This is a genomic window from Rhodococcus sp. LB1, assembly GCF_001583455.1.
In the GTDB taxonomy this organism is placed as follows: domain Bacteria; phylum Actinomycetota; class Actinomycetes; order Mycobacteriales; family Mycobacteriaceae; genus Rhodococcus_F; species Rhodococcus_F opacus.
On the sequence record NZ_LTCZ01000432.1, the window covers coordinates 1 to 6342 of the forward strand.

Genomic DNA, 6342 nt, shown 5'->3' on the forward strand with positions numbered 1-6342 from the left:
AAGCCCGCCTCGAGGCGGGCCACGGCGATGACCGCCTCCTCGTGCGCGCGGGCCACACCACCGACCAGATCACAGTCGAGGGAGCCGATCATCGGCTGGATCGACACGTCGACGGTCTCCAGGGTGCGGTCCGCGCGCGAACCCTGCCGATGACGCGGATTCCAGTCCCGAGTCTCGATGCGGTGCTCCGGCCAGATCACACGCCCTCCCCCTGGTTCGGTGCAAACGTAGACAACAGAGATGTTAGCGTACTTTTGCTATCTTAAACGTAGTCAACGGCGCTTTGGTGTACAAAGGGTGGCAGAACACCCCGCAGGTCGGCTCCTGATTTTCTCCACCCTGCAGACCACCGCCGGATTCAGTGACACCGTCACCGTCGAACCCGACCCCACACCATGTCCCCGAACCATGCCGGGAACCTGACTTCGCCGCGACCGAAACAACCTGCCCGGACTGCCGCTCCGTTCGAAAAGCTGATGGCGTTCGACCGCCGCGACGAATGGTCTGACCACACCACCTCTCTCTCGCAATGATTCGACACGCCTTCCAACCCTTCTGCGGGACTTAACTTCCAAGTAGATATCCCTGACGCATCGCCTCGGCCGTGTCGAGTGAACTTGTCGGTGACTGTCGCCCGCCTAGGGAGAGGGCGGCCCAGATACCCCAGCGGATGACATCCACGCGCACCCGAACGCAGCGCCCGGTCGTCGCACGAATGCGACGTGCTCGCTGCCCTCCGCCGGATTTCGTGTAGACCCCGACTACGGGACGGTCAAACCTGGCGGTGTTCTCCCCAGTGGAGTTCCAGCCACTGACGTTGTTCGGAGCTCAGGTCGATAGTGAGTTGCCTGCCGTGAAGTTCCTGGTACACGCACGTGAGGACAGATGGCTCAGAGTAAGTTGTCGTTGCCCGATTCCGGCGATCGTCAGGCCTGGTTGGTGATGACGAAATCGGCGTGCCGCCGCCTCGGAGGGGGAAGCAAGTACGACGACAACCCCGCCAGCCACTACAGCTGGGACAGCACCGTCCCGAACCACCTGAACGTCCGTGCCGGTGACATCATCCTGCGAGGGCGTCGCCGATATTTCAACAGCCCGTCCGCCGGCGCGGCACGTGCGCTCGATGGTGCTGTGGCGACACGGATCGTCATCACACTCGCCGAGGTCACCGGCAGCATCCTCTCCCCCATCAACTCGGTTCTGTGCCAATTCGATTCCGTCGCCGCGAACTTCGTCTTGCAATACGGGCACCTGGACGGAGAACGAACGGGCATTCAGGCACATCGCCCAAGCCATGGCCGACGACGGGGTGTTCTTCGGCTCGACCATCCTCGACACCGGTGTGCACCACACTCCTCTCAGCCGCACCCTGAACAGCCTCTACAGCGGGCCGATCACACCGTTCCACAACCGCGGGGACGACCTCGACGGATTGCATACGGCTCTGGCCGCCGCGTTCAAGGAGGTCGAGATCACCGTCGCTATGTTCGCCGCCCGCCGCCCGCGACGTCCCGGCAGCTGATGCGCCGCCGGGACCGCTGGCCGCGGTAGTCGCCGGGATCGCGGTCTATCTGGCCGCGTTCACCTCTCACCCCCCCCACAGGAGATTTGCCGCGGACACCACCGCTTCCCCGAGGACGTGCTCAACCAGTACGAACTCGTCATCGCCGAACAGCACTTCAGCCGAGCAAAGATGCCCATCGTGGCCGCGCACTGCACCCTCCACCTCGTCTCCGGCCCCCGAACCACCCCCCACCGTCTTCGTGGTCGATTGGCACGCGACCGGACTGGCCCTCGCCGGTGTCGTCCTCGCCGCCGGCGGCGTCTGGCTCCGGTGGCGATCGCCGCGACGAGCGAGCGTTAGGGGACGTCTATCTCCGCTGTCCAGATGGCACTACTCGTCCGGGTCAGGACTCGACCGGGACCAACCGCTCCAGGCGGGCATGGCAGGGGAACTGCCCCGGGGACGTCGCCGCGCATCGACTCGATCACCGCGCCCTCGCCGTCGACGCATGCTCGTGCGGATGGATCTGGCGGAGATCGTCGACCAGAGGCGCTCACCGAGCACTACGCCGCCCACTGCATGCCCTGCCCGCCACCGGAATCGCTCCACAGCTCCCCCCATCCGCCCCGTCGGAAGCCGAGGTGTGCACGGGCAGAGTTGGCGGCAAGAGCGCTTCTGGTGTCGAGGACAGACATGCCCACCCTTCGGGTGTTGCACCAAATTTGCACACCACTGCGGAAGCCCCGATCCGACAGCGAGCACAACCCGGAAACTGTCAGCGTCCGATCCAGCACGCGTCGCCGAACCCGCAATCCGGTCCGGCGCGGCGTTCATTCCCGTCGCCTGCCGCCGCCGCACCATGGGCGAACTGGTAGACAGACCAGATGTGGTGGAACGCTCTGATCAGGAGGCCCCGATGCCACGACCATCATCATGGGTGAGGACGACGGCCTCCGCCCTCGGTGAGGAGCTGGCACGGATCGGTCTGACCGTCCCCGCCGACCGACTCGAGGACCTACTCACCGACCGAGTCGCCGCCGTGGCAGAGCGGATGCACATCACCGAACGCACCGCCCGCCGGTACTTCGATCATCACGCCCTGCGCACCCTCGCCCGTGAACTGGCCCTGCGCATCAAAGATGAGGCACCCGGCGCCGACCTGCTGACACTGCCCCGCACCATCACCATGCCCCTGCCCACCCTCGGTGCGACAATCGCCGCCCTCGTCGAGGTCGCCGCCCTCACCGGCGCCAACACCGGTCCCGACGAGCCGACGACAGCGATGTCGATGATCTCCACCCTCGGCGTCCTGACCAGAGAACACGACGGCAACCTTCCCACAGTAGTTGTGCCGGAGCCGCTCGTCGTCCGAGCGGTACGGATCATCGACAACACCGCCGACCTCGTACACCAAGGCTGCACACTCCCACCAGGCGTCGCCGAGGACGTACGCCCCCACCTGCGGAAGGCACTGAGCGACGACGCCGCCCGGCTACGGGCACTGATCCCCGACACCGGCCGACGGACCGGCCCGGGCCTGTGGGCGGTCCCCGACGATCCCCGGTGAACACCGCGACTGCCCCGAATGCATTCGTGTCGCAGAAACGAAGGAGAAACGAGATCTTCTGGGTAGTGGCTTCGGTGTCCTCGGCCGGTTTGCTCTCGGACAGGTTGAGCGTGGGCAGCCCGTACTCGCCGGTCGGCGTGGTCCCGGTGACCACACCACCGCCCGTCGAAGTCAACGCTGCCGCCCGTGCCGATGGACGTCACCCATTCCGCGCCTTTCATTGTCGAGGTGTTGCGTCGACCGGTTGAACCTGGTCGGTTCCGTTCCGGAATGTTCGTAGAATTGTTGGCCTGCAATGGCTTACGCCAGTATCTATCGGAAGGTTGGGGCATGCGGTGACAATGCGGCGATGGAATCGTTCTTCGCGTTGCTGCAACGCAATGTCCTCCACCGTGGCCGCTGGAGCAGCCGTGGGGAACTACGGTCGGCGACCGTCGGGTGGATCGAGACGACCCACCACGGCGGCGCCGGCAACGCGGTCTCGGTCGACTGAAGTGCTGCCACACAATCACCACCGGCAGATAGAAAGTGGGCCAGCAGCGGCCCCGCGATGACGCCCAGCGAAATCCGCAGTCCTTTCCACCCATCATCCGCAACACGCCTCCCGATCACATCCGGGACCCGACATATTCCCAGATCAGAGCATTCACTCAGGCCACGGGTCTACCCTGTCCATCCTGCGACACTCGCCGTCTTTCGTCAGGACGAGGACCGATAGGCGTGCGCGCGGTGAGAGATCGCGGTGACCTCGACCGTACGATTCGCGTCGTTGATCAGATACAGCACCCGGTACGTACCCCGGCGGGCGCTGTACGCCGGGGCGAGCGGTGGATCCAGAGGTTTCCCCACCCGCCGCGGATTCTCCAGCAGCGGACCGGTGACGAACTCGTACACCGCGGTCGCGACCTTCTCCGGCAACGACGTCGCCAACGCCCGCGCAGCCGACCGCGCCATCACCAACCGATACCCCTCGCCCCGCTCGCTCACTCCCCGGACGACCGAGCATTACGCATCAGCCGGGCCAGCTCCTGCGCATCGACGACATCCCCACCGTCGACCTCGGCCCGGCCGGCGAGATGCGCCGCCAGCAGATCGGTATCCGACAACACCGCGATCGTCTCCCGCAACGCGTCGTAGTCGTCGGCGCCCAGCAGGACCGCGGCGCGGTGCCCGTTGCGGGTGATCTCGAACCGCTCGTGCGTACGTTCGGCCTCATCGACCAGCCGCGACAGCTGCGCCCGGGCGTCGGCAACAGGAAGAGTCGTCATGTACATAATTCTAGCCTAAACTTGCACTCGGCCCCGCACCCGGCAGATCGCCGACATCCGGATCGAGCCCGGTTTCCGGACGAAGGAACCCCTCCGAAAACGTGATGTCACGCGCTGGAGATCGTCGCGTTCCGATCTCGCCAGGCCAGATCCCCGTCGCGGCCGATGACGCCATTGCGGGCAACCGATGCAATCAGTGTCACGTGCACCCGATCCTCATCCCTGACGGCGAGTCCCGATCAGCAGTCACGGCCATACCCACCAAGTCGACCTGCAACCGGCGGCGCCCGTGAGCCAATCCCTCAGCGTGTGACTACTCGAGACCGCCGTTGCTCTGGAGAAGTTGGGCGCTGATCCCTCCGCCCTCCGCCGAGCAGAGGAACGTCACCAGATTCGCGCAGTCCTGCGGCATACCGAGGCGTCCCAGAGATGTGCAGGTGATCATGTGCGCCTTCTGCTGTTCGGTCCATTCACCCGGCGTCGGTCGGTCCGGGATTGATCGCGTTACAGGTCACTCCCAGATCGGCAAGCTCACGGGCGGCGGCCAGCGCGATCCGGTCCATCGCCCCCCTTGCTCGCCCCACAGGCCAGGTTGCCGGCGGTGTGAACGCTCGTCAGGCTGACCACCCGCCCGGTACCGTGCTGACCGCGAAATCGCAGCCTGTATCCCCGGATCAGCAGCCACGACGCCCGCGTACTGACCGCGAAGTGCCGATCGAAGCTCTCCACCGTGGTGTCCAACCGGCCGGAATCGACCGACTCGCAATGGCAGAACACAGCGCGGAGACGTTTCCCAGTTCGCGCTCGACGCTGTCGAAGAGCCGATGGGTCAATCCCACTTCTCTCACACTCCCCCGGCGGAGGTTCTTTCCGTACTCGGCGCGATCGCCGAGTTCTCTGGTATCCAGATACGCCGGGATGTCCGCACGAACCCTCGCTGTTGCCCGCGTGCGGCCGCACCGGCGGCCACATAATCGAAACTCGGTGTGCGCCAATTCGAAATGGTTCGATCGAAGCTCATTGAGGATTTGGTGAACGAATTGCGTGGGACACCACGGGGGGCGCGCCGCGGCGTAGCGTTGGGGTGACGCCTTGTGGGCTCGCCCAGCACGTTGGCTCACCCAATCCAGGTAAAACCTTATGCACCAGCTCAGTTCACTCGATTCACAGTTCCTCGACGCCGAGACATCCACCACCTCCACCCATGTCGGAGTCCTGAGTGTCCTCGGCCCCACCACACCGGGGGGCGGGCTCACGGTCCAGGACCTCCGGGCGCTCGCCGGTGACCGATTACACCTGGTGGGGCCACTGCGGTGGCGGCTACAGGAGGTACCACTCGGGCTCGACCGACCCTACTGGGTGGACTCCGAGTTCCTCGACCTCGGCTATCACATCCGGGAGGTCACCCTGACCGGTCCCGGCACCGACGAACAGCTCGCCGAGCAGATTTCCGGTCTCGCGGCACGTCCACTGAGCCGCGACCGGCCCCTGTGGGAGTGCTACCTGGTGAACGGGCTCACCGGTGGCCGGCAGGCGATCTACACCAAGGTGCACCCCGCGGTGATCGACGGTCTGACCGCGGCGCAGGCCCTCGCGGTGCTGATGGACACCACCCCGCAACCCCGCACGGTGCCGCACCGGCTCAGCGACGAGCAGTACCAGGCGGCCGGCGCCCTGGGGATGCTCGGCTACAGTGCCTGGCATCTGGCACTGTTGCCCGCGCGAATGATGTGGTCCTCGCTCCGGCTGGCACCGCACCTGCCTGAACTCGCCCGCGCCCTCACCGTCCCGGGCGCGGACCTGCTGGGCACACTCGCCCGGCGGCTGACCCCGCGCACATGGCGGCGGTCGGCCGACGAAGCGACGGCCGGGGCACCGGCCGCGCCCGACACCCCATTCCACGGCCCCGACACCGCGCGCCGACGCTTCGCGTTCACCTCGCTGCCGCTCGGCGAGGTCGAGGCGGTCAGGACCGCGCTGGGGTTCACCGTCGACGACGTGGT

Annotated in this window: 7 protein-coding genes and 2 pseudogenes; 4 read left to right on the forward strand and 5 right to left on the reverse strand. The window is 66.1% G+C overall.

The window, feature by feature from the left end:
* Positions 1-200 (reverse strand): annotated as a pseudogene (locus tag AZG88_RS45570) (Fic family protein); the annotation flags it as partial.
* A 1094-nt stretch (positions 201-1294) separates the two neighbouring features.
* Here AZG88_RS45570 and AZG88_RS54840 point away from each other — a divergent pair.
* The 3 genes and pseudogenes from AZG88_RS54840 to AZG88_RS54845 all read left to right on the forward strand — a co-directional run.
* Positions 1295-1522: a hypothetical protein gene (locus AZG88_RS54840; protein WP_231914433.1), complete on the forward strand. Its 228-nt coding sequence runs from the start codon at positions 1295-1297 to the stop codon at positions 1520-1522.
* A gap of 898 nt (positions 1523-2420) precedes the next feature.
* Positions 2421-3071 carry a hypothetical protein gene (locus AZG88_RS45580; protein WP_061043265.1) on the forward strand — a complete coding sequence of 217 codons (651 nt, stop codon included), beginning with the start codon at positions 2421-2423 and terminating at the stop codon, positions 3069-3071.
* Positions 3072-3326: 255 nt separating this feature from the next.
* Positions 3327-3596 (forward strand): annotated as a pseudogene (locus tag AZG88_RS54845) (hypothetical protein); the annotation flags it as partial.
* A gap of 174 nt (positions 3597-3770) precedes the next feature.
* Here AZG88_RS54845 and AZG88_RS45585 read toward each other — a convergent pair.
* The 4 genes from AZG88_RS45585 to AZG88_RS55210 form a co-directional block, all read right to left on the reverse strand.
* Entirely contained in the window at positions 3771-4058 is a 288-nt protein-coding gene (locus tag AZG88_RS45585; protein ID WP_269455124.1) for a type II toxin-antitoxin system RelE family toxin, read from the reverse strand.
* Positions 4055-4345: a type II toxin-antitoxin system Phd/YefM family antitoxin gene (locus tag AZG88_RS45590; protein ID WP_061043262.1), complete on the reverse strand. Its 291-nt coding sequence runs from the start codon at positions 4343-4345 to the stop codon at positions 4055-4057. The genes AZG88_RS45585 and AZG88_RS45590 overlap by 4 nt, the downstream gene beginning before the upstream one ends.
* Positions 4346-4446: 101 nt before the next feature.
* On the reverse strand, positions 4447-4542 hold the full coding sequence (locus AZG88_RS54850) for a dihydrofolate reductase (protein ID WP_231914434.1): 96 nt from the start codon (positions 4540-4542) through the stop codon (positions 4447-4449).
* Between the two features lie 110 nt (positions 4543-4652).
* A complete protein-coding gene (locus AZG88_RS55210; RefSeq protein ID WP_269455125.1) occupies positions 4653-4784 on the reverse strand; it encodes a hypothetical protein in 132 nt (43 codons plus the stop codon).
* Positions 4785-5479: 695 nt separating this feature from the next.
* Here AZG88_RS55210 and AZG88_RS45600 point away from each other — a divergent pair.
* Positions 5480-6342 (forward strand): wax ester/triacylglycerol synthase domain-containing protein (locus AZG88_RS45600; RefSeq protein ID WP_331712326.1); only part of this gene is annotated, 863 nt, incomplete at its 3' end.